This is a genomic window from Hydrogenophaga sp. GW456-12-10-14-TSB4, assembly GCF_059424305.1.
Genome location: NZ_JBWKZH010000042.1, coordinates 31,935 through 53,316, shown reverse-complemented (window position 1 = coordinate 53,316; position 21,382 = coordinate 31,935). Strand labels below are relative to the sequence as shown.

At 68.7% G+C, this 21,382-nt stretch carries 23 protein-coding genes; 14 read left to right on the top strand and 9 right to left on the bottom strand.

Features of this window, described 5'->3' with window-relative positions:
• On the bottom strand, positions 1-1,266 hold a 1,266-nt coding region (mutL, locus tag AC07ZS_RS19580), incomplete at its 3' end, for a DNA mismatch repair endonuclease MutL (protein ID WP_494800200.1).
• A 35-nt stretch (positions 1,267-1,301) separates the two neighbouring features.
• On the opposite strand from mutL, the gene AC07ZS_RS19575 reads away from it, so the two are divergent.
• A complete protein-coding gene (locus tag AC07ZS_RS19575; protein WP_494800199.1) occupies positions 1,302-1,955 on the top strand; it encodes a DedA family protein in 654 nt (217 codons plus the stop codon).
• A gap of 7 nt (positions 1,956-1,962) precedes the next feature.
• Here AC07ZS_RS19575 and AC07ZS_RS19570 read toward each other — a convergent pair whose 3' ends face one another.
• Positions 1,963-2,883, bottom strand: coding sequence for a LysR family transcriptional regulator (locus AC07ZS_RS19570; protein ID WP_494800198.1), 921 nt, complete (start codon positions 2,881-2,883; stop codon positions 1,963-1,965).
• Positions 2,884-3,031: 148 nt separating this feature from the next.
• Here AC07ZS_RS19570 and AC07ZS_RS19565 point away from each other — a divergent pair, with 148 nt between their 5' ends.
• The 6 genes from AC07ZS_RS19565 to AC07ZS_RS19540 are packed head-to-tail and all read left to right on the top strand — an operon-like array spanning position 3,032 to position 7,495.
• The gene (locus AC07ZS_RS19565) at positions 3,032-4,018 is read left to right on the top strand and encodes a 2Fe-2S iron-sulfur cluster-binding protein (RefSeq protein WP_494800197.1); all 987 of its coding nucleotides are present in this window, start codon (positions 3,032-3,034) and stop codon (positions 4,016-4,018) included.
• 18 nt (positions 4,019-4,036) lie between these two features.
• Positions 4,037-5,305, top strand: coding sequence for an aromatic ring-hydroxylating dioxygenase subunit alpha (locus AC07ZS_RS19560; RefSeq protein ID WP_494800196.1), 1,269 nt, complete (start codon positions 4,037-4,039; stop codon positions 5,303-5,305).
• 2 nt (positions 5,306-5,307) lie between these two features.
• Positions 5,308-5,796: an aromatic-ring-hydroxylating dioxygenase subunit beta gene (locus AC07ZS_RS19555; protein WP_494800195.1), complete on the top strand. Its 489-nt coding sequence runs from the start codon at positions 5,308-5,310 to the stop codon at positions 5,794-5,796.
• An 11-nt stretch (positions 5,797-5,807) separates the two neighbouring features.
• Positions 5,808-6,185, top strand: a complete 378-nt coding sequence (locus AC07ZS_RS19550) for a chorismate mutase (RefSeq protein WP_494800194.1) — start codon at positions 5,808-5,810, stop codon at positions 6,183-6,185.
• Complete coding sequence (locus AC07ZS_RS19545) at positions 6,182-7,150, top strand: Bug family tripartite tricarboxylate transporter substrate binding protein (protein ID WP_494800193.1); 969 nt, start codon at positions 6,182-6,184, stop codon at positions 7,148-7,150. The genes AC07ZS_RS19550 and AC07ZS_RS19545 overlap by 4 nt, the downstream gene beginning before the upstream one ends.
• 15 nt (positions 7,151-7,165) lie before the next feature.
• Positions 7,166-7,495 carry a non-heme iron oxygenase ferredoxin subunit gene (locus tag AC07ZS_RS19540; protein WP_494800192.1) on the top strand — a complete coding sequence of 110 codons (330 nt, stop codon included), beginning with the start codon at positions 7,166-7,168 and terminating at the stop codon, positions 7,493-7,495.
• Between the two features lie 15 nt (positions 7,496-7,510).
• Here the strand turns inward: AC07ZS_RS19540 and AC07ZS_RS19535 are convergent, their stop codons facing one another.
• Together AC07ZS_RS19535 and tsaE are read right to left on the bottom strand one after the other, a co-directional pair.
• Positions 7,511-8,968 carry an N-acetylmuramoyl-L-alanine amidase gene (locus AC07ZS_RS19535; RefSeq protein WP_494800191.1) on the bottom strand — a complete coding sequence of 486 codons (1,458 nt, stop codon included), beginning with the start codon at positions 8,966-8,968 and terminating at the stop codon, positions 7,511-7,513.
• Complete coding sequence (gene tsaE / locus AC07ZS_RS19530) at positions 8,965-9,501, bottom strand: tRNA (adenosine(37)-N6)-threonylcarbamoyltransferase complex ATPase subunit type 1 TsaE (protein ID WP_494800190.1); 537 nt, start codon at positions 9,499-9,501, stop codon at positions 8,965-8,967. The genes AC07ZS_RS19535 and tsaE overlap by 4 nt, the downstream gene beginning before the upstream one ends.
• Before the next feature lie 42 nt (positions 9,502-9,543).
• Here tsaE and queG point away from each other — a divergent pair, with 42 nt between their 5' ends.
• A complete protein-coding gene (gene queG, locus AC07ZS_RS19525; RefSeq protein ID WP_494800189.1) occupies positions 9,544-10,635 on the top strand; it encodes a tRNA epoxyqueuosine(34) reductase QueG in 1,092 nt (363 codons plus the stop codon).
• A 4-nt stretch (positions 10,636-10,639) separates the two neighbouring features.
• Here the strand turns inward: queG and AC07ZS_RS19520 are convergent, their stop codons facing one another.
• Positions 10,640-11,077: a MarR family winged helix-turn-helix transcriptional regulator gene (locus AC07ZS_RS19520; protein ID WP_494800188.1), complete on the bottom strand. Its 438-nt coding sequence runs from the start codon at positions 11,075-11,077 to the stop codon at positions 10,640-10,642.
• Between the two features lie 74 nt (positions 11,078-11,151).
• Between AC07ZS_RS19520 and AC07ZS_RS19515 the strand changes: the two genes are divergently transcribed.
• Together AC07ZS_RS19515 and AC07ZS_RS19510 are read left to right on the top strand one after the other, a co-directional pair.
• Positions 11,152-11,961, top strand: coding sequence for a siderophore-interacting protein (locus AC07ZS_RS19515; RefSeq protein WP_494800187.1), 810 nt, complete (start codon positions 11,152-11,154; stop codon positions 11,959-11,961).
• An 85-nt stretch (positions 11,962-12,046) separates the two neighbouring features.
• Positions 12,047-13,351, top strand: a complete 1,305-nt coding sequence (locus tag AC07ZS_RS19510; protein WP_494800186.1) for a flavin-containing monooxygenase — start codon at positions 12,047-12,049, stop codon at positions 13,349-13,351.
• Here AC07ZS_RS19510 and AC07ZS_RS19505 read toward each other — a convergent pair.
• Positions 13,339-14,901, bottom strand: a complete 1,563-nt coding sequence (locus AC07ZS_RS19505) for an acyl-CoA synthetase (protein WP_494800185.1) — start codon at positions 14,899-14,901, stop codon at positions 13,339-13,341. The genes AC07ZS_RS19510 and AC07ZS_RS19505 overlap by 13 nt on opposite strands.
• A gap of 114 nt (positions 14,902-15,015) precedes the next feature.
• On the opposite strand from AC07ZS_RS19505, the gene AC07ZS_RS19500 reads away from it, so the two are divergent.
• From AC07ZS_RS19500 to AC07ZS_RS19490, 3 genes are read left to right on the top strand one after another with little or no spacing between them, the layout of a single operon-like run.
• Positions 15,016-15,822 (top strand): MlaE family ABC transporter permease, encoded by an 807-nt coding sequence (locus AC07ZS_RS19500; RefSeq protein WP_494800184.1) that lies wholly within the window; start codon positions 15,016-15,018, stop codon positions 15,820-15,822.
• A 4-nt stretch (positions 15,823-15,826) separates the two neighbouring features.
• Positions 15,827-16,828, top strand: coding sequence for an MlaD family protein (locus tag AC07ZS_RS19495; protein ID WP_494800183.1), 1,002 nt, complete (start codon positions 15,827-15,829; stop codon positions 16,826-16,828).
• Positions 16,825-17,484 carry a hypothetical protein gene (locus tag AC07ZS_RS19490; protein WP_494800182.1) on the top strand — a complete coding sequence of 220 codons (660 nt, stop codon included), beginning with the start codon at positions 16,825-16,827 and terminating at the stop codon, positions 17,482-17,484. The genes AC07ZS_RS19495 and AC07ZS_RS19490 overlap by 4 nt, the downstream gene beginning before the upstream one ends.
• Before the next feature lie 24 nt (positions 17,485-17,508).
• On the opposite strand, the gene AC07ZS_RS19485 is transcribed toward AC07ZS_RS19490, so the two are convergent.
• Together AC07ZS_RS19485 and AC07ZS_RS19480 are read right to left on the bottom strand one after the other, a co-directional pair.
• The gene (locus tag AC07ZS_RS19485; RefSeq protein WP_494800181.1) at positions 17,509-18,486 is read right to left on the bottom strand and encodes a tripartite tricarboxylate transporter substrate binding protein; all 978 of its coding nucleotides are present in this window, start codon (positions 18,484-18,486) and stop codon (positions 17,509-17,511) included.
• Between the two features lie 28 nt (positions 18,487-18,514).
• Positions 18,515-19,387 carry a fumarylacetoacetate hydrolase family protein gene (locus AC07ZS_RS19480; protein ID WP_494800180.1) on the bottom strand — a complete coding sequence of 291 codons (873 nt, stop codon included), beginning with the start codon at positions 19,385-19,387 and terminating at the stop codon, positions 18,515-18,517.
• 155 nt (positions 19,388-19,542) lie between these two features.
• On the opposite strand from AC07ZS_RS19480, the gene AC07ZS_RS19475 reads away from it, so the two are divergent.
• Complete coding sequence (locus AC07ZS_RS19475; RefSeq protein WP_494800179.1) at positions 19,543-20,214, top strand: FadR/GntR family transcriptional regulator; 672 nt, start codon at positions 19,543-19,545, stop codon at positions 20,212-20,214.
• 207 nt (positions 20,215-20,421) lie between these two features.
• On the opposite strand, the gene AC07ZS_RS19470 is transcribed toward AC07ZS_RS19475, so the two are convergent.
• Positions 20,422-21,330, bottom strand: a complete 909-nt coding sequence (locus AC07ZS_RS19470) for an AEC family transporter (protein ID WP_494800178.1) — start codon at positions 21,328-21,330, stop codon at positions 20,422-20,424.
• Between the last annotated feature and the right edge of the window lie 52 nt (positions 21,331-21,382).

The window sequence follows — 21,382 nt, the reverse complement described above, 5'->3', positions numbered from 1 at the left end:
GGCGTTGGGGCTCGTGGTGGTCAGGGGCGGGGCCGACGGTGCGGTGGCCCACAGCGCGCCCACGTCGCTCACGCGGTGGCCCACCTCGGGTTCGCGCGGCGCGAACGCGAACGGGGCCTGCCGCGCCGGGGGCGTCCAGGCCGGGGCGGCGGGCGCGGCCGCTGGCGCGGGTGCCGCATCGGTGGCAGCGGCGTTGGCCGAGCGCGGCACCGCGAGCGCGGCTTCCACGGCATGGCGCACGCCCTGGTGCACCTCGCGGCTGTCGCGGAAGCGCACCTCGATCTTGGTGGGATGCACGTTCACGTCCACCCGCGTCGGGTCGAGCGAGACGAACAGCGCATACACCGGCTGGCGGTGGCCGTGCAGCACGTCTTCGTAGGCGCTGCGCGCGGCGTGGGTGATGACCTTGTCGCGCACGTAGCGGCCGTTCACGTAGGCGAACTGCCAGTCGGCGCGCGAGCGCGCGGCGTCGGGCACACCGGCAAAGCCCCACACGCGCAGGCGCTGCTGGCCGTTGGCCACCAGGATGGGGGCCTCGATGGGCCAGTCCACCGCCACGGCCTGTTCCACGAACTCTTCGCCCAGCACGTCGGCCAGGCGCTGGCGCAGCGCGTCGATGCCGTCGCCACTGACCGCGCGCCACTGCGCCACCAGCTTGCCCTCGTGCCAGATGGCGAAGCCCACGTCGGGCCGGGCCAGCGCGTGGCGGCGCACCGCTTCGATGCAGTGGGCGAGCTCGGTGGCGTCGGTCTTGAGGAACTTGCGGCGCGCGGGCGTGGCGAAGAACAATTCGCGCACCTCCACCGTGGTGCCGGGCGCGCGGGCGGTGGGCTGCAGCTCGCCGCTGCGGCCGTCGAGCAGCCAGCCGTGGGGTTCGTCGGCCGTGTCCACGCGCGTGAGCAGCGAGACCTCGGCGATCGAGCAGATGGCGGCCAGCGCCTCGCCGCGAAAGCCCATGGTGCCCACCGACTCCAGGTCGGAGAGGCTGGCGATCTTGCTGGTGGCATGGCGCTTGAGCGCGTGGGGCAGCTCGTGGCGCAGGATGCCGCAGCCGTTGTCCTCCACGCTGATGAGCCGCACGCCGCCGGCCTGCAGGCGCAGCGTGATCTGGGTCGCGCCGGCATCCAGCGCGTTGTCCACCAGCTCGCGCACCACCGAGGCGGGCCGCTCGACCACTTCGCCCGCGGCGATCTGGCTGATCAGCTCGTCGGGCAGTTCGCGGATGGGGCGGCGGGGGGGTGTCTGGAGGGTGGGCAGGCTTGTCACAGGCAAATTGTAGGCCGCAGGGATAATGCCCCTCCATGGAAATCGTTACCTTCCTCATCGACTTCATCCTGAATGTGGACCAGCACCTTCAGACCTTCGTGCAGAACTACGGCGCCTGGGTCTATGCCCTGCTGTTCCTGATCATCTTCACCGAGACCGGTGTGGTGGTGATGCCCTTCCTGCCGGGGGACTCGCTGCTGTTCGTGGTGGGGGCGCTGTGCGGTGTCGGCCTGATGAGCCTGCCGCTGGCCATGGTGCTGCTGGTCATCGCGGCGGTGCTGGGCGACCAGACCAACTACACCATCGGGCGCTACTTCGGCCCCAAGGTGTTCCAGTGGGAGAACTCTCGCCTGTTCAACCGCAACGCCTTCAACCAGGCGCACGCGTTCTACGAGAAGTACGGCGGCATCACCATCATCCTGGCGCGCTTCATGCCCTTCATCCGCACCTTCGCGCCCTTCGTGGCCGGCGTGGCCGAGATGACGCGCGTGAAGTTCACCGCCTACAACGTGATCGGCGCGCTGATCTGGGTGGTGGGCCTGACGACGGCGGGTTACCTGTTCGGCAACCTGCCCTGGGTGCAGGAGAACCTCAGCATGATCATCTGGGCCCTGATCATCGTGCCGGGCCTGATCGCGGTCTTCGGCGCCTGGAAGGCCAGCCGCGAGGCCAAGCGCAACCCGGCCTGAGCCTCGGTCACGAGGGCACACCACCGCCGTCGGCGTGCAGGTCGAAGACCAGGTTGCGCAGCCACTGGTTGGCCGGGTCCTTGTGGTACTTCGCGTGCCAGAACAGGTTGATGGCAATGTCAGGCAGCTCGACCGGGTGCGGCAGCTGCTTCAGGCCGAACGGCTGGACCATGCGCTCGGCCAGGCGCTCGGGCACGGTGGCGATCAGGTCGGTCGATTGCAGGATGTGGCCGATGGCCACGAAATGAGGCACCTTGAGCTTCACCCGCCGCCGCGGTGAGTGCTTGTCCAGGATTTCGTCGACCTGGCCGTGGCCGGTGCCGGCGGACACCACGGCGAGGTGCTCGGCGGCGAAGAAGTCGCTCGCCTTCATGCGCTTGAGGTCCAGCGGGTGGCCCTGCCGGAACAGGCAGACATAGCGCTGCTCGAACAGGCGGCGCTGGAAGAACCCGGCCTTGAGCTGCGGCAGCAGGCCGATGGCCAGGTCGATCTGGCCCGCCTCCATGGCGTCGCGCAGGTGCAGGCCGCTGTTGCGCACCGTGCTGATGGTCACGCCGGGCGCCAGCTGCTGGATGCGCTGCATCAGCTGCGGCAGGAAGTAGATCTCGCCGATGTCGGTCATGCCGACGGAGAAGCTGCGCTGGCTGGTGGCGGGGTCGAAGGTGCTGCGCGCGTTCACCGCGCTGTGGATCATGCCCAGGGCGTAGCCGATGGACTCGGCCAGCTGCTCGGCGAAGGGCGTGGGCTGCATGCCCTGCGCAGTGCGCAGGAACAGCTCGTCGTCGAACAGCTTGCGCAGCCGCGCCAGCGCGTTGCTCACGGCGGGCTGGCCCAGGCCGAGGTTGTCGGCCACCTTGGAGACCTTGCGCTCGGTCAGCAACTGGTTGAACACCACGAGCAGGTTCAGGTCGATGTCTTCGAGCTTCATGAGGGGCTTTCTGCTTCAGGCCATCAATATTGATTTGAATGATATTTTGAATTGATGCCATTGCATTGACTGATTTTCCTGCGGAGATGATCATCGCCGCCATCGCGCCCCACGAGCGCCGACAACCACAGAGACGAGACAACGCCCCATGGAAATCCACGTACGCCCGTTGCAGCGCACCCTGAGCGTCGAGGCCGGGGTGAACCTGCTGGACGCGCTGCGGGCCAACGACATCCCGGTGTCGTACAGCTGCATGGCCGGCCGTTGCGGCACCTGCCGCTGCAAGGTGGTTTCGGGCCAGGTGCTGGAATCGGGCCGCGAGCAGCGCCCGCCCCAGGCGACCGAGGACGAGGGCAGCGTGCTGGCCTGCCAGACCTTTCTCACCGAGTCCTGCACCATCGAGATCCCCGAGCCCGACGAGGTGGTGGTGCACACCGCGCGCATCGTCAAGGCCACCGTGGTGGCGATCGATGCGCCCACGCACGACATCCAGCGCCTGCGGCTCAAGCCCGCCAAGCCGATCGAGTTCTCCCCCGGGCAGTACGCGCAGCTGCAGTTCACGCCCGACCACATCCGCCCGTATTCCATGGCCGGCCTGTGCACCGATGGCGAGCTGGAGTTCCATGTGCGCTGCGTGCCCGACGGCCGCGTGAGCGGCTACATCAAGAACCAGCTGAAGGTGGGCGACGCGGTGCGCGTGAGCGGCCCGCTGGGCGCGGCCTACCTGCGCCGCAAGCACACCGGCCCCATGCTGTGCGTGGCCGGCGGCACCGGGCTGGCGCCCATCCTGTCCATCGTGCGCGGCGTGGTGGCGGCAGGCATGCACAACCCGATCCACCTGTATTTCGGCGTGCGCTCCGAGCGCGACGTCTACGGGCTCGACTGGCTGGACGAGCTGCGCCAGCGGTACCCGAAGCTGCAGGTGCACACCGTGCTGGCGTCCGGGGCCGCGCCGGGTTGCCGCACCGGCCTGGTCACCGACGCCATCCGGCAGGACTGGCGCGACCTGGCCGGTTTCCGCGCCTACCTCTGCGGTGCCCCGCCGATGGTGGAGGCGACCTCGATGCTGATCCGCCAGATGGGCGTGTTGCCCGAACAGATTTACGCCGATGCGTTCTACGCCAGCGGCACTTGAAGAGAAGAAGGAGACCCCATGAGCACGACCACTGCCCCAGAAGGCACCTTTCCCGAGCAGCTGCGCTGGGAATCCGACGGCACCAGCCGGATTCCCTTCATGGCCTACACCGGCGCCGAGCTGCACAAGAAGGAGCTGGAGCGCTTCTTCTATACCAAGCACTGGAACTACGTGGGCCTGGAGGCCGAGGTGCCCAACGCCGGCGACTACAAGCGCACGGTGGTGGGCGAGCGCTCGGTGATCATGGTGCGCGACGCCGACGGCGGCATCAGCGTGGTGGAGAACGTCTGCGCCCACCGGGGCATGCAGTTCTGCCGCGAGCGCCACGGCAACAAGAAGGAGTTCGTCTGCCCGTACCACCAGTGGAGCTACACCCTCAAGGGCGATCTCCAGGGCGTGCCGTTCCGGCGCGGCGTGAAGCAGGACGGCAAGGTCAACGGCGGCATGCCGGCGGACTTCAAGACCGCCGACCACGGGCTGAACAAGCTCAAGGTGGCCACGCGCGGCGGCGTGGTGTTCGCCAGCTTCGACCACGGCGTCGAGTCGCTGGAAGACTTCATGGGCCCGGCCATCCTGGGCTACTTCGACCGCCTCTTCAACGGCCGCAAGCTCACCATCCTCGGCTACAACCGCCAGCGCATCCCGGGCAACTGGAAGCTGATGCAGGAGAACATCAAGGACCCGTACCACCCGGGCCTGCTGCACACCTGGTTCGTCACCTTCGGTCTCTGGCGCGCCGACAACAAGAGCGAGCTGAAGATGGACGATCGCCACCGCCACGCCGCCATGATCTCCACGCGCGGCCAGTCGGGCAAGGCCGAGCAGGTGACGCAGGTCTCCAGCTTCAAGGAGAGCATGCAACTGCACGACCCGCGCTTCCTGGACATCGTGCCCGAGCCCTGGTGGGAGGGCCCGACGGCGGTGATGATGACGCTGTTTCCCAGCGTCATCCTGCAGCAGCAGGTCAACAGCGTCTCGACCCGCCACATCCAGCCCGACGGCCACGGCGCCTTCGATTTCGTCTGGACCCACTTCGGCTTCGAGGACGACAGCGAGGAGATGACGCAGCGCCGCCTGCGCCAGGCCAACCTGTTCGGCCCGGCCGGCTTCGTCTCGGCGGACGACGGCGAGGTGATCGAGTTCTCGCAGCAGGGTTTCGAGCAGAAGCCCTACCACCGCACGCTGGCCGAGCTGGGCGGGCGCGAGGTGGGCGACACCGACCACATGGTCACCGAGACCCTGATCCGCGGCATGTACGCCTACTGGCGCGAAGTGATGGAGGCCTGAGCATGAGCAACACCACCGCGCTCCGCTTCGAGGACCACATGGCCATTTCGCGGCTCTATGCCGACTACGCCCAGGCGGTCGATTCCGGTGACTGGGACCTCTGGCCCGAGTTCTTCATCGACGACTGCGTCTACAAGCTGATTCCGCGCGAGAACCACGAGCGTGGCTTTCCGCTGGCCACGCTGTCCTTCGAGAGCAAGGGCATGCTCAAGGACCGCGCCTACGGCATCAAGGAAACGCTGTTCCACGACCCGTACTATCAGCGCCACGTGGTGGGTGCGCCGCTGGTGCACAAGGCCGAGGCCGACCGTTTCGAGGTCGAGGCCAACTACGCGGTCTTTCGCACCAAGCTCTCGCGCGAATCGACGGTGTTCAACGTCGGCCGCTACATCGACGTGATCGTGCGCACCCCCGAGGGGCTCAAGTTCGCCTCGCGCCTGTGCGTGTACGACAGCGAAATGATCCCGAATTCCATCATCTATCCCATCTGACTTTCGCCCCCATGTCCACTGCCCCCCAGACCGAACCCGATACGCACGCGCCCCCGTTGCGCGAATTCATCGACCCGAGCTACGTGCCCCTGTGCGAGAACCTCGCCCAGGTGCGCGAGCGCATCGACGCCCTCGACGCGCAGATCGTGGCCCTGCTGGCCGAGCGCGGCCGCTACGTGAAAGACGCGGCGCGCTTCAAGCGCGATGCCTTCCAGGTGTCCGCGCCGCAACGCCAGCAGCAAGTCTTCGACAAGGTGCGGCAGCTGGCCGAACAGACCGGCGCCTACCCCGAAGTGGTGGACGCCTGTTACCGCGCGATGGTCGCGGGCTTCATCGCGCGCGAACAGCGCGACCATCTTGAAATGAAAAACATCGAGGAGAACCCATGAAAACCTTCCGCCTGATGGCTTGTGCGCTGATCGCGCTGTCCGGTACCGCCGCCCACGCACAGGACTGGCCGGCGCGCGTCGTGCGCATCGTCGTGCCCTTCGGCGCCGGCTCGTCGCCCGACATCCTGGCGCGCGTCATCAACGACAAGCTCGCCGCGCGCCTGGGCCAGCCGGTGATCGTGGAGAACAAACCCGGTGCAGGCGGCAACAGCGGCACCGACCTGGTGGCCAAGGCCGCGCCGGACGGCTACACCTTCCTGCTGTCGGTGAACGCGCCCCTGGTCTACAACACCGTGCTCTACAAGCGCCTGCCGTACGACCCCTTCCGAGACCTCGCGCCAGTGACGCTGGCCGCCACCACGCCCAACGTCTGCGCCGTCTCCAACAGCATGGGCGTGGACTCCGTGAAGGGCTGGCTCGACGCGCTCAAGCGCAACCCGGGCCAGTACAACTTCGCGTCCACCGGCAGCGGCTCGATCGCACACCTGGGTGTGGAACTGATCAAGGCCCGGACCAAGTCGTTCGCGGTCCACATTCCCTATGCGTCCTCGGGCCAGGCGGTCACGGCGATCATCGCGGGCGACGTGCATTTCGCCTGCCTGCCGCCGGTGGCGATCATGCCGCAGGCCAAGGCCGGGCGCCTCAAGGCGCTGGCCGTCACGTCGGCCGAGCGTTTCGACCTGCTGCCCGAGCTGCCGACCCTGCGCGAATCGGGCATCGCCGACATCCAGGCCGAGCCCTGGTTCGCCTACATGGCGCCGCAGGGCACGCCGCCCGAGGTCGTCCAGCGCATGAGCCGGGAGATCTCCGCCGTGCTCAAGGACCCGGAGACCCGCCAGCGCCTGCAGGGCGCGTACTTCAATCCCGTGGGCGGCACGCCGCAGGAGCTGGCGAAGTTCATGAAAGAGGAGCTCGCCCGCTGGAAGCCGGTGATCGAGCGCGCCGGCCTCAAGCCCGAGAACTGAAACGGAGCAGCCGCCATGACCACGGACAACACCTTGCCCTGGACCGACGCGACGGCGTTCGACGATGTGCCCGACGACGACGTGACCAGCGTGCAGCTGGACGGGCGCGACATCGCGCTCTACAAGGTGGAGGGCAGCGTGTTCGCCACCGACAACACCTGCACCCACGGCCACGCGCGCCTGTGCGACGGCTTTCTGGAAGGGCACGAAATCGAGTGCCCGCTGCACCAGGGCAAGTTCGACGTGCGCGACGGCAGCCCGACCTGCGCGCCGGTCACCGAGGCCCTGCGCTGCTACCCGGTGCGCATCGAGGACGGTCGGGTGTTCCTGCAACTGCCCGGCTGAGTCGGGGGCAGCGCCTCAGATCTGGCGGTTGCGCGCCAGCGGCGGGTTCTTCGAGAAGTAGGCGACGATGCCGCGCACCAGCGCGTCGGCCAGGTCGTCCTGGTACTTCGGGTCGTTCAGGCGTTTTTCTTCATCGGGGTTGCTGATGAAGGCCGTCTCCACCAGCACGCTGGGGATGTCGGGCGCGCGCAGCACGGCGAAGTTGGCCTGTTCCACCTGGGGCTTGTGCAGCTTGCCGATCTTCTTCACGTGGCCCAGCATGGCCGAGCCCAGCTTGAGGCTGTCGTTGATCTGAGCCGTGGTGCTCATGTCGAACAGAGCGCGGCGCACGTGGGCGTCGGCCGCCTTCACGTTCAGCCCGCCCACCAGGTCGGCGGCGTTCTCCTTGTCGGCCATCCACTTCGCGGCGGTGCTGGTGGCGCCGCGCGTGCTCAGCGCGTACACGCTCGCGCCCTGAGGGCGGGGCGTGAGGAAGGCGTCGGCATGGATGCTGATGAACAGGTCGGCCTGCACGCGCTGGGCCTTCTGCACGCGCACCTGCAGCGGCACGAAGAAGTCCTTGTCGCGCGTCATGAAGGCGCGCATGGGGTTGCCGTTGACGCGGGTCTCGTTGATGCGCTCGCGCAGCTTGTGCGCGATCTGCAGCACCACGCGCTTTTCCTGCGTGCCGTTGGGGCCGATCGCGCCCGGGTCTTCGCCGCCATGGCCGGGGTCGAGCGCGATGATGATGAGGCGCTCGGTCTTGCCCTTGCCGCCGGGCGGCTGTTTGGCCGGGCTGCCCTTGGGGCCCGCGCCGGCCACGGCGGTGTCGTCGCTGTCACCCAGCGGCGGCTTGGGCACGGGCGTGGTCGGGCTCGGGCTCTGGTTCGGGCTGACGGGGGTCTTGGGCCGTTCGCGGCCCGCGATCAGCTCGCCCAGCGGGTCGTCGGCCGGTGTGGCCGGCTTGGTGACCTTGTCCGCCTCCAGGCCCAGCAGGCGCGCGGCGCGTTCGCTGGCCGCGTCCATGTCCTTCATGCGCTGGGCGATCAGCTGTTCCAGTGGGTCGGGCGGGTTGAGGGGGTAGAGGTCGAACACCAGCCGGTGCTGGTAGGCCGCCACCGGTTCCAGGTTGAACACCTGCGGCTTGATCGGCTTCTTGAGGTCGATCACCAGGCGCACCACGTTGGGCGCGTTCTGTGCGGCGCGGATGCCGGCGATGTTGGGGTCGTCCGACTTGAGCTTGCCCACCAGCTCGCGCAGGCCGGGCAGCAGGTCGATGCCCTCGATGTCCACCGCCAGCCGGGGTGGGTCGGTCACGAAGAACTGCTTGGCCTGCAGCAGGGCGTCGGACTCGATGGTCACGCGCGTGTAGTCCTCGGCCGGCCAGATGCGCACCGCCACCACGCTGGCCCCGCGCGCGATCTGCTGCGTGCCCAGCAGCAGCACCAGCGTGCCGGTGCTCAGCAGGGTGCGGCGGCTGAGCGCGCCGCTCATGCCAGGGCCTCCAGCAACCGGCGGCCGGTGGCGGTGAGCGCCGTGGCGTGCACGGTGCGCTGGGTGTCCTGGTCCGGGTCGGTGGGGGCTTGGGGTGTCGTCATGTCGTCGGGTTGGATGTCGATCTCGAGATCGACCGCCGGCAGAAACTCGCCGGCGCGCTCGGGCCACTCCACGAGCTTGAGGCCCGGGCCGGCGAAAAGTTCGCGGAAACCCGCGTCTTCCCATTCGCGCGGGTCGTTGAAGCGGTAGAAGTCGAAGTGCCAGATCTGCAGCGGTTCGCCCTTGGGCATCACCGCGCAGTCGATCGCGCTGTGCGGCTCGACCACCGCGTAGGTGGGGCTCTTGATGCGCCCGCGCACGCCCAGCGCGCGCAGCAGGTGGCGCACCAGCGTGGTCTTGCCCGCCCCCAGGTCGCCCTGCAGCGTCAGCGTGGCATGGGCGATGGCCGGGGCGGCGGCGAGGCGGCGCGCGAAGGCCTGTGTGTCTTCTTCGCTGGCCCACTGGCCCTGCCAGCGTTCGGCAGGGGGCACGGGGCCCGCAGAAACCGGTGCGGTTCCTACAATCGGCTTTCCATGAAGTTCGCTTTTGATGCCGCTCAACTCGTCTCGCAGATACAGGCCTGGGGCCAGGAGCTTGCATTTTCCCAAATTGGCGTGGCCGGTGTGGATTTGTCGGCCGCGGAACCGGGTTTGTTGGCCTGGTTGTCGGCTGGATGGCACGGTGACATGGCCTACATGGCCGCCCATGGCTTGAAGCGTGCCCGCCCGGCCGAGCTGGTGCCGGGCACGCTGAGCGTGATCACCGCGCGCATGGACTACCTGCCGCGCGGCACCCCCGAGGACTGGCAGGCTCTGGAGCTGCAGCGCCTGGAGCGCCCGGGCGAGGCCGTCGTGTCGGTCTATGCCCGGGGGCGTGACTACCACAAGGTGCTGCGCAGCCGGCTGCAGACCCTGAGCGAACGCATCCAGGCCGCGGCCGGCCCGCTGGGCCACCGCGTGTTCACCGACTCGGCGCCGGTGCTGGAGGCCGAGCTCGCGCAGCGCAGCGGCCAGGGCTGGCGCGGCAAGCACACGCTGCTGCTGAACCGCGAAGCCGGCTCGATGTTCTTCCTGGGCGAGATCTACACCGACCTGCCCCTGCCGCCCACCGAGCCGATCAGTGCGCACTGCGGCGCCTGCCGCGCCTGCATCGACATCTGCCCCACGCAGGCCATCACCGCGCCGCACCGGCTGGACGCACGCCGTTGCATCAGTTACCTGACGATCGAACACGCGGGCCCCATTCCCGAGGCCTTGCGCCCCTTGATCGGCAACCGCATCTACGGCTGCGACGACTGCCAGCTGGTCTGCCCCTGGAACAAGTTCGCCCGGCGCAGCCCGCTGCCCGATTTCGACGCGCGCGAGGGCCTCAGCGGCGCCACGCTGCTGGAGTTGTTCGCCTGGAGCGAGGACGAGTTCCTGCGCCGCACCGAAGGCAGCCCGATCCGCCGCATCGGGCACGAGCGCTGGCTGCGCAACATCGCGGTCGCGCTCGGCAACGCGCTGCGCTCAGGGCCCGATGAAGCGATGCTTCGGGCCTTGCAGGCCCGTGCCGATCACCCCAGCGAGCTGGTGCGCGAGCACGTGGCCTGGGCGATGGCGCAGGGCCTGGCCGCGATCCCCTGAAGGCTCAGGCTTCGCCCACGTTGTCCTGCAGCCGGTCGAGCAGGGCGAGCAGGGTGGCGCGGTCGGCCTCACCCAGGCCGCTCATCATGGTCTTCTCGAAGCGCACCCGGTGCTGCTGCATCTTGCGTTGCAGCGCCTGGCCTTCGGCCGTGACGCCCACGCGCTGGCTGCGGCCGTCGTCGGGGTCCGGGCGGCTCTGCAGCAGGCCACGCTCGTGCAGGGCTTTCACGATGCGCGCGATCTGCGCCTTGTCGCGGCCCGAGTGCTGAACCAGGTCGCTCTGCGTGGCGCCGTCGTGGCGCATGAAGTAGGCCAGGCAGCGCGCCTCCATCGGCCCCAGGCCCTCGCCGTCCTGGCGCACCGCCTCCTGCAGGTGGCGGCGCAGGCCGTGCATGAGGCCGTGCAGGCGGTCCAGCACCTCGGTGTTCGCATTTCTCGTCATCGTGGGTTGTCCATGTTGTTGACAGTGTCATCCAATCAAGGCATGATGGTTGTCATTATCAACCAAATCCCATCATGAACACAAGCATTCCCAACCCGCTGGCCGTGGAGCGCGTGCGCCACGAGATCAAGGTGCGCCGCCTGACGGTGCAGCGCATCGACGCGGTGAGCCCGCACTTCCTGCGCATCCGCTTTTTCAGCGAGGCGCTGCGCGATTTCGTCAGCGCCTCGTTCGACGACCACGCCAAGCTCATGCTGCCGGCGCAGCCCGGCCAGCCGCTGGTGCTGCCCCAGCCCGGTCCCGACGGTCTGGCCCTGCCGCCTGGCGCTGAAAAGCCGGTGATGCGCGACTACACGCCGCGCCAGTTCGACCGCGCCGCCGGCACGCTGGACATCGAGTTCGTGCTGCACGGCGACGGCGTGGCCTCGCGCTGGGCGGAAGCGGCCAGGCCCGGCGACGAGGTCGGCCTGGGCGGCCCGCGCGGTTCCTTCGTGGTGCCGACCGGCTTCGACTGGCACTTGCTGGTGGGCGACGAGTCCGCCGTGCCGGCGATCGCGCGGCGGCTCGAAGAGCTGCCCGACACCGCCCAGGCCATCACCGTGATCGAGACCGGCGATGCGGCCGACCGCCGCACTTTCAGCACCCGCGCGCGCCTGCAGGCGCACTGGATTCAGACCGGGGCCACCGACGCGCTCGCGAGTGCCGTGGCCGCGCTGAAGCTGCCGGCGGGCGAGGGCTTTGCCTGGGCCGGCGGCGAGGCCGCGAGCATCGCGGCCGTGCGGCAGGCCCTGGTGGACGGCCACGGCCTGGACAAGGGCCGCGTGCGCGCCTCTGCCTACTGGAAGCGCGGCGCCGTCGGCCACCACGAAACGCTGGGCGGCTGAGCCAGAGGCCCCTTGCGCGCCCCCCGGATTGGGCGCTCAATGCAGGCTCTCGCCGCAACGCGGCATGGGATCTCGGGGGACTCGCATGGACACCCGCAGCAACCCGTTGGACCTGGCCATCGTCGGCGGCGGCCTGGCGGGCGTCGTGGCGCTGGCCTATGCGCGCCGGGCCGGCCTCGATGCCCTGGTATTCGAGCGGGCGGATCGCGTCGGCGGACTGTGGCGGGACCTCCCCGCCTGGCAGGACATCCAGATCTGTCCCGCGGACTGGACCTTGGGTGACCTGCCGCTCGACGGTGCGACGCAGCCGCACATCCTGGCCAACATCGACGCATGGGTCGCCCGGTTCCAGCTGGCCGACGGCATCCGGCTGAATGCGCCCGTCCAGTGCGCCAAGCCCGTCCAAACCGGGTGGGAACTGGTCACACCGCAAGGCACCGTGCGTGCGCGGCATCTCATCGCCGCGACAGGCGCGCACAACACCCCGGTCGTCCCGACCGTCTCCCGCGGGTCCAGCGCGGTGCAGGAGTTCCACTCGAGCGCGCTTCGCGACCCCGGCTTGCTGGCCGGCCGCGATGTGCTCGTGGTCGGCGGGGGCGCCTCGGCGCTGGATCTGCTGGAACTGTGCACGCTCCACGGTGCACGCCGCACCATCTGGGTGTACCGGGGGCTGCGCTGGTTTCTGCCGACGCGCAAACCGAAACACATTGCGGGCAGCGTGCGCGGGTTTGCGAGGCTGCAGGCCAGCGGGCTGTCGGTCGCGGAGCAAAGTGCGACCATCGGTGCCGACATGCGCTCGCGCTACGAGAAGTTCGGCATCGGCGAGATCCTGCCGTCGCACGACTTCGATGTGCAGCGCGATCAGCTCATCCCCGGGCGCCCCGGCATGCTGGCCCACTTCGCGAGCATCGAACGCCATCGCGGCGATGTGGCCTCCATCGCCGGCCGCACCGTCACGCTCTCGGACGGCACCCGCATCGAGACCGACCTGCTGCTCTGGGGCACCGGCTACCGCATGGACCTGTCGTACTTTGACCTGCCCGAGATCTCGTCCATCCGCACCCTCGATGCGCTGTGCGCGCGCTGCGGTGACCTGTTTCACAGCCTCGATGCGCCGAACCTGTATTTCCCCTGCATCGGCCTCGACGGCATCGGTTCGGCCACCTGGTCGTACTGCCTGCTCAGCCGGTCGATCATGTCGCACATCCGGGGGACAGCCCGCTTCGACCGGGCGGTGGTCGACCACCGGGTCAATCATTTCGCGCTGGTGGACTACCTGGCGGCCCGCGACCCCGCGAGCTACCCGCCCGACACTTGGCGCGCGTTCTACCGCGACGTGGCGCTCAACACGCCGGACGAGCAGCCCTACGCGGTGCCTCAGCCCGTGTAGCGCTGGCGCAGCTCGCGCTTGAGCAGCTTGCCGCTGGGGTTCTTGGGCAGGCTGTCGCTGAACACCACGCGCTTCGGGCTCTTGAAGGCGGCCATGTGCCGGTTGCAGTGCGCGATCACCTCGTCCTCGGTGAGCGCCTGCCCGGCCTTGACCACGATTACCGCCGTCACCGCCTCCACCCACTTGGGGTCGGGCAGGCCGATCACCGCCACCTCGCTCACGGCCGGCAGGCGGTAGACCATTTCCTCCACCTCTCGGCTGGCCACGTTCTCGCCGCCGGTCTTGATCATGTCCTTCTTGCGGTCCACCACGGTGATGTAGCCTTCCTCGTCGATCACCGCGAGGTCGCCGCTGTGGAACCAGTCGCCGTCGAACGCGGCCCGCGTGCGATCGGGATCGTTGAAGTAGCCCAGCATGAGGTGGGGCGAGCGGTGCACGATCTCGCCAACCTCGCCCACGGCCACATCGCGCATGTCGTCGCTGACCACGCGCGTTTCCACGTTGATGACCGCCTTGCCGCAGGAGCCGGGTTTGCGCAGCTGGTCGTCCGGGCCGAGCATGGTCGCCAGCGGCGCGATCTCGGTCTGGCCGTACAGGTTCCACAGCCGCACCGAAGGCAGGCGTGAAGCCAGTTCCTTGAGCACCTCCACCGGCATGATGGACGCGCCGTAGTAGCCCTTGGCCAGACTGCGGAGCTTGGTCGCATCGAAGAGCGGTGAGCGCAGCAGCGCGATCCACACCGTGGGCGGCGCGAAGAAGCTGGTGATGCGGTACTTCTCGATCAGTGCGATCAGGTTGTCGGGCACCGGCTTGGCAGTGATCACGTTGCTGCTGCCGATGTAGACCGCCGGGCCAAAAAACACGTCGAGCTGCGCGCAGTGGTAGAGCGGCAGCGCGTGCAGGGCATGATCGTCTTCGGCGATCTCGGCGTTGATCACGCAGCTCACGTACTGCCACAGCACCGCGTCGTGCGTGAGCATGGCGCCTTTCGGGGTGGATTCCGTGCCGCTGGTGTAGACGATCTGAGCCAGGTCGTAGCTGCCCAGCGTGACCTCGGGCAGCGGGTCGGTGCAGGCCGCGAGCTCGTCGAAGCGGTGCATGCCGGCCACCGGCTCGCTCGGGTCTTCCGAGGGCAGCCAGAGGTACTGCTGGACTTGCGTGTCCAGCGCCGCTGCCGCGCGCGCCAGCTCGGCCAGGCCGCTGTCGGTGGCCAGGGTGCGCGCGCCCGCGTGGCGCAGGATGTAGGCCACCTCGTCGGCCTTGAGCATGAAGTTGATCGGCACCATCACCGCGCCCCGGCGGGCCAGCGCGAAGCGCAGCGCGGCAAAGCCGTGCGAGTTGCGTGCCAGCACGGCCACCTTGTCGCCTTGGGCCACGCCGATGCGCGCCAGGCCGGCGGCCAGGCGGCTGACCAGGGCGTCGAACTCGGCGTAGGTCCATTGCGTGTCGCCGCAGACGACGGCGGACTTGGCGGGCAGGCGCTGCGCGGTGCGGCGCAGGGCGTCGGCGATGGTCTGGCGGCGGACCACGGGGTGGACGGCATCGGGCATGGGTGTTGTCTCCTGGCGGCGGGTGGTTTGTCCCGGATTCTGACCGCCGCACCGGCAGCATGCTGTCACATTTGCCCGCGCAGCGGGGCGAAGACCCACGGCTATCATGGGCCCATGAACCCCGTGAACGCCGCACACGACACCCTGGGCCGCTGGGGCCGGGGCCTGCGCGCGAGCTGGAACGCCTGGTGGCACACCCTGTTTGTCGGCGCACAGATCCTGGTGCTGGCGCTGTCGCCGGCCAGCTACCGCGCGCCCACGCACCGCCAGGCGGTGCTCGGCAGCCTGTACCGCGCCACCGCGCCGCTGCTCACCTGGTTCCTGGTGCTGTCGGCGCTGGTGAGCCTGGTGCTGATCCGCATCGTCGTGGCCACCGCTTACAGCTACGGCCTGTCGCAGTACGCGCTGGAGGTGCTGGTGCGCACGCTGGTGCTCGAACTCATTCCGCTCTATGTGGCCATGTTCGTGGCGGTGCGCTACGCCATGCCGGGGGCGCAGGAGGTGCGCAAGCAGCTGGCGCTGCAGCAGCGCGAGGGCAGCCTGCCCGAGCGGCAGTCGCTGCTGGCCAACCAGCTGCTGCCGCGCGCGCTGGGCAGCATGTTCTCGGTGCTGCTGCTCGCCGGCCTGAGCTCGGTGGTGGCGCTGGTGCTGACCTACCTCACCGTGTACGGCTTCTCGCCCTGGGGGCTGCCCGGTTACACGCGCGCGGTGGGCGGCGTGTTCTCGCCGGCGGTCACGCTGATCTTCGGCCTCAAGACCATTTTCTTCAGCCTCGCGGTGGCCGTGGTGCCGCTGGCGGGCGCGGCCCAGGCCGACCGCGAGGGCCGCTACAGCCGGCGCAGCGACATGAGTGAATTCGCCCGCCTGTTCTCGGTCGTGCTGCTGATCGAGGTGGTGTCGCTGGTCGGCAACTACTATTGAACCCATGAATCCCACGCCCCCGCCACCCGAAGCCCCGCCGGTGAAGAACCTGGAGTTCAAGGCCGGGCTGCTGCTCATGCTCATGGCCGTGCTGCTGGTGGGCTCGGCGGCCTACATCCTGTTCGCGCGCGGCGTGCTCGAACCCACGCAGCGGCTGGTGCTGATCTCCGACGATTCCGAGGGCGTGGTCGTGGGCATGGACATGACCTTCGCGGGCTTCGCCATCGGGCGCGTGGCGCGCATCGAGCTGGCCGACGACGGCAACGCGCGCATCCTGATCGACGTGCCGCGCAAGGACGCGAAATGGCTGCGCACCTCCAGCATCTTCACCATGGAGCGCGGCCTGGTGGGCGGCACGCGCATCCGCGCCTACAGCGGCGTGCTCGAAGACCCCGCCTTGCCCGACGGTGCCGAGCGCACCGTGCTGCGCGGCGATACCGCCGCCGAGATCCCCAAGCTGGCCGCCAGCATGCGCGAGGTGCTCGACAACCTGGCCGCGCTCACCGCCAGCGACGGCGCGGTGGCCGGCACCCTGGGCGGTGTGCAGGTGGCCACCGAGCGCCTCAAGGGCCCGCACGGCGGCCTGGGTGTGCTGATGGGCAACGACGAGGACGCCAAGAAGCTCGTCGCCACCATCGACCGCACCAACGCCCTGTTGTTGCGCGCGGACTCGCTGGCCAGACGCCTGGACAGCCTGGCCGCCAACGCCGATCGCCAGGTCTTCGGCCAGGGTGCCGCGCCCGGCGAGGCCGGCCTGGTGGGCGACGCGCGCGCGACGGTGCAGCAGCTCAACGGCCTGCTGGCCGAAACGCGCACCAGCCTGAAGAAAGTGGACGCGGTGCTGGTGGAAGTGCAGGGCATCGCCGGCAACACCCGCGAGGCCACCAGCGACCTGGGCTACCTGCGCGGCGAGGTCGAGGCCAGCCTGCGCAAGGTGGACACGATGATCAACGACATCAACCGCAAGTGGCCTTTCTCGAAGGACACAGAAATCAAGCTGCCATGAAGCTGTCCATCGTTCTGCTGGCGTGCGCCGTGGTGGCCCTGGCCGCTTGCGGCAACCAGCCGCCCATACCCGAATGGCAATTGAACGCCAAGGACGGCACCGAGCGCGCGGCCGAGGCCTGGCTGCGCGGTGACGCGGCTGTCGAGGCGGCCGAATTCGCGCGCGTGCGGCGCGAACTCACCAGCACCGGCCGGCCTGACCTGCTGGCGCGCGCCGAGTTGTTGCGTTGCGCCACCCGGGTGGCGGCGGTGGTGTTCGAGCCTTGCACCGGCTTCGAGGCGCTCGCGCAGGACGCGGCACCGGCCGAACAGGCCTACGCGCGCTACCTCGCCGGCACCGCGCAGCCGGCCGATGCGGCGCTGCTGCCCGAGGCGCAGCGCGCGCTGCTGAACAGCGGTGCGCCCGAGGCCGCTCTGGCTGCGGTGAAAGACCCCTTGTCGCGGCTGGTGGCCGCCGGCGTGCTGCTGCGCAGCGGCCGCGCCACCCCAGCCGTGCTGGCGCAGGCGGTGGACACCGCCTCGGCGCAGGGCTGGCGCCGACCCCTGGGGGCCTGGCTTGGCCTGCAACGGCAACGCGCCCAGGCCGCGGGCGCCACCGACGAGGCGGCGCGCCTGCAACGGCGCATCGACCTCGTGTTGGGCACCGCCGCGCGCTGAGCGCCTGCGCGGGGCCGAAGTGGCTTAGTCGACCTTGCCGATCTTCTGCACCACGGCCGCCATGGCCTTGGCGTCGCTCTGCACGAACTTGTCGAAGTCCGCGGCGTCCTGGAACTGGAACGAGGTGCCGGCGGTGGTCATCACCTGGACCGTCCTTGGGTCTTGCGCGGCCATGCGCGCCGCTTCGCGCAGCTTGTTCACCACCGCGGGCGGCGTGCCGGCCGGCACGAAGATGCCCGCCCACTGCGAGTAGTTGATGGGCACACCGAGCTCTCGGAAGCTCGGCACATCGGGCAGCAGGGCCAGGCGGCCTTCGCCCCAGTGCGCGAGCGCGCGCAGCTTGCCGGCCTTGATCTGGCCCACCGCGCTGGCCGGGCCGGTGGCCACGGCGTCGACCTGGCCGCTGAGCATGCCAAGAATGGCCGGGCCCGCGCCGGTGTAGGGCACGTGCAGCAGGTAACTGCCGGTGGCGGCTTTGAGCTGCTCCATGGGCACGTGCATGGTGCCGTAGTTGCCCGATGAACCGAAGCTGATGCGGCCGGGGTTGGCCTTGGCGTGGGCCATGAACTCGGCGTAGGTCTTCCAGGGGCTGTCGGCGCGCACCACCAGCACCGTGGGGTCGGCCGTCATGCGGGCGATGGGCAGAAGTTGGGAGAGCTCGAACATCGGCGCGCGACCGAGGATCTTGTCGGCCTCGGGCAGCACCACGATGGAAGACAGCGCCATCAGCAGGTTGTAGCCGTCGGGCGCGGCCTTGGCCACCTGCGCCATGCCGATGCCGCCGCCCGCACCGGCGCGGTTGACCACCACCACCGGCTGGTTGAGGTGGCGCGCCATGGCCTCGGCCACCGGGCGGCCCACCACGTCGGCCACGCCGCCGGGTGGGAAGGGCACGACCATGGTGACGGGCTTGCTGGGGTAGGCGTCCTGGGCCTGGGCCAGGCCCAGGGTGGCGGCGAGGGCCAGCGCGAGGCTGCCCAGACGGCGTGTGATTCGGTTCATCTTTGTCTCCTGTCGTTTGTTGTTGGAATCAGACGAAGCGGTTCTGCAGCGTGCCGATGCCATCGATCTCGATGCGCACCACGTCGCCGCTTTTCAGGAAGGTGGGCGGCGTCATGCCCAGACCCACGCCGGCCGGCGTGCCGGTGGCGATCACATCACCGGGGTAGAGCGTGATGCCGCGCGAGATGGTTTCGATCAGGGTGGGGATGTCGAAGATCAGGTCTTCGGTGCGGCCGTCCTGGCGCGGTTCGCCGTTGACCCAGCAGCGCACGCGGGTGTGCTGGCCGTCGAGCTCGTCGGCCGTGACGATCCACGGGCCCATGGGGCAGAAGGTGTCGAAGCTCTTGCCCATGTCCCATTGCTGGTGGCGCATCTGCACGTCGCGCGCGGTCACGTCGTTGACGATGGTGTAGCCGTAGATGTGCTTCATGGCGTCGGCCTTGGCGATGTTCTTGCCGCCGGTGCCGATGACCACGGCCAGTTCGGCCTCGTAGTCGATCTGGGGCGAGATCTCGTCGCCGGGCAGCAGCACGTCGGCGCCGTCGGCGATTACGCACTCGGGCACCTTGGTGAACACGATGGGCCAGACGGCGGGGTTGGCGTTGTTGTTCTTGAACACCGAGCCCTGCAGTTCCTTGGCGTGCTCGTGGTAGTTGCGGCCCACGCACCAGAGGTTGCGGCGGGGCAGGGGCAGGGGGGCTTCCAGCTTCACGTCGGCCAGCTTCAGGGCCGCGCCGGTGGTGGCGGGCAGGGGCTGGCCGGCGGCTGCGGCCTCGATCAGCGGCAGCACGCCGCGCTGGGCATCGGCCGGGTTCAGGGCGAGGGGGGTGACGGTCTGGCCGTCGGCCGAAACGAGGCCGACCTGGCGTTGGCCCTGGTGAACGAAAGTGGCGAGGCGCACGCAAACTCCTTGTTGAAAATCCAGATGAAATACCAAAAAATACCAATTGGTACCAGAACCATGATAGTAGGCGATAAGAGGAAGTTGAGACCTGGGGAAATCACTTAAGCGGTTTGTGGACGGTGAATTGGTCTGTTTTGGTACATTCGTCACCCATGAGCATGTCAACGCCTTTGCGCGAATCGATCCTGGCGCAGCTGCGTTCGGGCCACTGGCGGGCGGGCGACCGGCTGCCGACGGAGCGCGAGCTCTCCGAAAGTTTTGGTGTGAGCCGCACGACGGTGCGCAAGGCTTTGCTGGACCTCAAGCAGCAAGGCCTGATCGAACAGACGGTGGGCAGCGGCACGTTCGTGGCCGAGCAGGTGGGGGCGCGGCTGGGTCAGCGTGTGCAGCAGGACTCGTCGCAGTACACGAGCCCGGCCGAGCTGATGGAGGCGCGGCTGGCCATGGAGCCGGCGATCATCGACATGGCGATCCGCAACGCGAACCAGGCAGATCTGCAGCGCATGGAGGCGTGCTGCGCGAACGCGGAGGCCGCCGAGACGCTGGAGGCTTTCGAGCATTGGGACGCGGAGCTGCACCAGGCGATCGCGGACGCGGCGCACAACAGCTTCGTGGCGAATGTGTTCACGCTGATGAAGACGGTGCGGGCGCAAGGGGACTGGGGGCAGCTCAAGAAGAAGAGCGTGACTTCGGAACGCCGGCTGGCCTATCAGTCCGAACACCGCGCCATCGTGGATGCCTTGCGGGACCGGGATGCGGTGCGGGCCCGTGAGTTGACCCTGGCCCATCTGCTGCACGTGCGGCAGAACCTTTTGGGGTACTGAGGCCTTTCTCTCTTTCTCGCTCTTCTGCCTCGCGGGATCGACCACCCGGGCGCTCTGCTCCGCGGGTGTCCCCCGGCGGCTGGTGCCGCCTCCTCCTTTACCCCGCTGCGCAGAACGCCCGGATGTTCGATCCGAAGAAGCGGTGGCGCGTCAACGTTCGATTGCTCGCCCCTGGGGCCCCGCAAATCCGGAAGAGAGAAAACTAAGTCATCCCCCCAATACCCCCAAGGCAAAGGGAAGACTGACGATCCCCAGCAAGGTGGACAAGGTGACCAACCCGGCCACATAAGGCCCGTTGTAGCCCATGCGCGCCGCCAGCACATAGCAGCTCGACGCGGTCGGCACCGCAGAGAACATCAGCAGCACGGTCGTCTGCGTCGGATCCAGGCGGAACAGCTTGGCCAGACCGAAAGCCAGCAAAGGCATGCCCAGGTGCTTGCAGGCCAGCACCATGCCACCCAGCAGCTTGGCCGAGGCCAGCATGCCGAACTGCATGCCCGCACCCGCCGCCAGCAGACCCAGCGCCAGCGAAGCCTGGCCGATGCGGTTCACCGTCGGCTCCAGCCAGAACGGGATCGAGAACCCCAGCAGGTTGGCGATCAGGCCGCCGAGCGTGCCGATGATCAGCGGGTTGCGCAACAGCTCGCGCCCGAAGCCCTTGTTGGCATGGCGCGCCATCGGCCACACCGCGCCCACGTTGAACAAAGGCACGCACACGCCGATCAGCACCGCGATCATCAACAGACCCTGCGGGCCGGCCACCTTGTCGGCCAGAGCCAGGGCAATGAAGGAGTTGAAGCGGAAACCCACCTGCGCGCTCGCGGCGTGCAGGCGCACGTCCAGCTTCGGCCCGAGCCAGGGCCAGTGCGGCAGCGAATAGCTCAGCGCGATGCCCGCCACCCCCAGCGCGATGCCCGCGCCCATCAGGCTGGAGGCCGCGCTCAGGTCCAGCGGGCTCTTCACGATCGAGTGGAACAGCAGGACCGGAAACAGGAAGTAATACACCAGGCTCTCGACCTGCTCCCAGACCTTGCGGTTGAGGGCGGTGAAGCGGCAGACCAGGTACCCGCACAGAATGAGCGAGAAATCGGGGAACAGAAGCTGGGCGAAATTCACTGTCAGAGCATAGCCGCAGGCCGGCACCCTTTTCGGGTTAATACGTATGTAG

Bases quoted from the DNA above. Each gene is read 5' to 3' on its own strand.
- AC07ZS_RS19495 (WP_494800183.1), top strand. From the start codon at position 15,827: ATGAATCCCACGCCCCCGCCACCCGAAGCCCCGCCGGTGAAGAACCTG.
- AC07ZS_RS19515 (WP_494800187.1), top strand. From the start codon at position 11,152: ATGAACACAAGCATTCCCAACCCGCTGGCCGTGGAGCGCGTGCGCCAC.
- AC07ZS_RS19535 (WP_494800191.1), bottom strand. From the start codon at position 8,968: ATGAGCGGCGCGCTCAGCCGCCGCACCCTGCTGAGCACCGGCACGCTG.
- AC07ZS_RS19545 (WP_494800193.1), top strand. From the start codon at position 6,182: ATGAAAACCTTCCGCCTGATGGCTTGTGCGCTGATCGCGCTGTCCGGT.
- AC07ZS_RS19560 (WP_494800196.1), top strand. From the start codon at position 4,037: ATGAGCACGACCACTGCCCCAGAAGGCACCTTTCCCGAGCAGCTGCGC.
- AC07ZS_RS19565 (WP_494800197.1), top strand. From the start codon at position 3,032: ATGGAAATCCACGTACGCCCGTTGCAGCGCACCCTGAGCGTCGAGGCC.
- AC07ZS_RS19485 (WP_494800181.1), bottom strand. From the start codon at position 18,486: ATGAACCGAATCACACGCCGTCTGGGCAGCCTCGCGCTGGCCCTCGCC.
- AC07ZS_RS19505 (WP_494800185.1), bottom strand. From the start codon at position 14,901: ATGCCCGATGCCGTCCACCCCGTGGTCCGCCGCCAGACCATCGCCGAC.
- AC07ZS_RS19490 (WP_494800182.1), top strand. From the start codon at position 16,825: ATGAAGCTGTCCATCGTTCTGCTGGCGTGCGCCGTGGTGGCCCTGGCC.
- AC07ZS_RS19520 (WP_494800188.1), bottom strand. From the start codon at position 11,077: ATGACGAGAAATGCGAACACCGAGGTGCTGGACCGCCTGCACGGCCTC.
- AC07ZS_RS19550 (WP_494800194.1), top strand. From the start codon at position 5,808: ATGTCCACTGCCCCCCAGACCGAACCCGATACGCACGCGCCCCCGTTG.
- AC07ZS_RS19500 (WP_494800184.1), top strand. From the start codon at position 15,016: ATGAACCCCGTGAACGCCGCACACGACACCCTGGGCCGCTGGGGCCGG.
- AC07ZS_RS19555 (WP_494800195.1), top strand. From the start codon at position 5,308: ATGAGCAACACCACCGCGCTCCGCTTCGAGGACCACATGGCCATTTCG.
- AC07ZS_RS19540 (WP_494800192.1), top strand. From the start codon at position 7,166: ATGACCACGGACAACACCTTGCCCTGGACCGACGCGACGGCGTTCGAC.
- queG (WP_494800189.1), top strand. From the start codon at position 9,544: ATGAAGTTCGCTTTTGATGCCGCTCAACTCGTCTCGCAGATACAGGCC.
- AC07ZS_RS19510 (WP_494800186.1), top strand. From the start codon at position 12,047: ATGGACACCCGCAGCAACCCGTTGGACCTGGCCATCGTCGGCGGCGGC.
- AC07ZS_RS19575 (WP_494800199.1), top strand. From the start codon at position 1,302: ATGGAAATCGTTACCTTCCTCATCGACTTCATCCTGAATGTGGACCAG.
- AC07ZS_RS19475 (WP_494800179.1), top strand. From the start codon at position 19,543: ATGAGCATGTCAACGCCTTTGCGCGAATCGATCCTGGCGCAGCTGCGT.
- AC07ZS_RS19570 (WP_494800198.1), bottom strand. From the start codon at position 2,883: ATGAAGCTCGAAGACATCGACCTGAACCTGCTCGTGGTGTTCAACCAG.